This window comes from Asanoa sp. NPDC050611, assembly GCF_040654855.1.
Lineage (GTDB): Bacteria > Actinomycetota > Actinomycetes > Mycobacteriales > Micromonosporaceae > Asanoa.
The window spans coordinates 1-1763 of sequence record NZ_JBFAIU010000655.1 but is presented as its reverse complement, the minus strand read 5'-3'; the positions used below and the strand labels follow the sequence as shown (position 1 = coordinate 1763).

The following is a 1763-nucleotide window of genomic DNA, read 5'->3' as shown; positions in this document are numbered from 1 at the left end:
CGGCCGCGTTCATGCTGCACACGGGCCGCGACCACTGGGAGGTCCTGCTCCGCGCGCGGGCGATCGAGAACCAGTGCTACGTGGTCGCGGCGGGCGAGGTCGGCGGCATCGACGTCTGCGCGCACCCCGGCGCCGTGCGCCGGATCATCGGCGTCTCCGGGCAGTACGCGGCCGTCGACGACTACCTGACCGGCTACGAGAACCTCGAGATGGTGGGCCGGCTCTACCACCTGGGCAAGCGGCAGGCCCGCCGCCGGGCCAAGGAGCTGCTGGACCAGTTCGAGCTCACGGACGCCGCCGACCGGCCGGCCAAGACGTACTCCGGCGGCATGCGGCGCCGGCTCGACCTCGCTGGTGCGCTGGTCGTACAACCGCCGGTGATCTTCCTGGACGAGCCGACCACGGGACTCGACCCGCGCAGCCGGCTCGGCATGTGGGGCGTGATCAGCGATCTGGTCAAGGCCGGCTCGACGCTGCTGCTCACCACGCAGTACCTGGAGGAGGCCGACCGGCTCTGCGACGACATCGTGGTGATGGACCACGGGCGGGCCATCGCACAGGGCACGGCGACGCAGCTCAAGTCCCAGATGGGCGGCGAGAAGCTGGCGGTCGCCGTCGGTGACCGCGACGAGCTGGCCACCGCGGCCGATGTGCTGCGCTCGGTCGGCAGCGACGTGCCGGAGGTCGACGACCAGGCCCGCGAGGTCACGGTCCACATCGACCGCGGCACGGCCGCGCTGGTCGAGGCGGTGCGCAAGCTGGACGCCGCGGAGATCACCCCGACCAACCTGGAGATCCGCAAGCCGACGCTGGACGACGTGTTCCTCACGCTCACCGGCCAACCCGCCGAGGAGCAGCCCGAGACAGGGGGTACGCCGTGAGCATGGTGCTGGAGGGCGCCCACGACGGCTGGGTAGTCACCAAGCGCAACCTGCTGAAGATCAAGCGGGTCCCGGACCTGGTCATCTTCTCGACGATCCAGCCGATCATGTTCGTGCTGCTGTTCGCGTACGTGTTCGGCGGCGCGATCGCCACGCCGGGCATCAACTACCGCGAGTTCCTGATCCCCGGCATCTTCGTGCAGACGGTCGCGTTCGGCGCCGGCATCACCGCGATCGGGCTCGCCGACGACCTGCAGAAGGGCATCGTCGACCGGTTCAGATCCCTGCCGATGTCGCGCGGAGCCGTGCTGTTCGGGCGCACCTCGTCCGACCTGATCAACAACGTCTTCACCGTGATCGTCATGGCCGTCACGGGCGTGATCGTCGGTTGGCGGATCAACGAGGGCTTCGCGCGCGGCGTGGCCGGGTTCGCGATCCTTTTCCTCTTCGCGTACGCGATGAGCTGGATCTCGGCGGTGATCGGGCTGTCGGTGAAGTCGGTCGAGGTCGCGCAGAGCGCGGGTTTCATCTGGATGTTCCCGCTGACGTTCCTGTCCAACGCGTTCGTGCCGACCTCGTCGCTGCCGTCGGTGCTGAGACCCGTGGCCGAGTGGAACCCGATCTCGTCGGTGGTGCTCGCGCTGCGCGAACTGTGGGGCAACGCGCCGGCCGGCGCCGCCAACGGCACCGGGTTCCCCGCTCAGCACCCGATCTGGCTGTCGATCGGCTGGTGCCTGCTGATCCTGGCGATCTTCGTGCCGATGTCGATCGCCCGCTACCGCCGCGCCCGCCAGGCTGCCCAGAGCCCGAGCAGCACCACGGGCAGCGCCGCGTAGTAGAAGTAGTACGCGTCGGTCAGGTCCAGCCCGAACAGCTCGCGCG

At 69.5% G+C, this 1763-nt stretch carries 1 protein-coding gene and 1 pseudogene; both read left to right on the top strand.

What is annotated here, in order from left to right; all coding sequences use genetic code 11:
• A partial coding sequence (locus AB0H87_RS41515) for an ATP-binding cassette domain-containing protein (protein WP_360159281.1) occupies positions 1–881 on the top strand: 881 nt, incomplete at its 5' end.
• A 2-nt stretch (positions 882–883) separates the two neighbouring features.
• Positions 884–1636, top strand: a pseudogene (locus AB0H87_RS41510) (ABC transporter permease); the annotation flags it as partial.
• Positions 1637–1763: the final 127 nt, after the last annotated feature.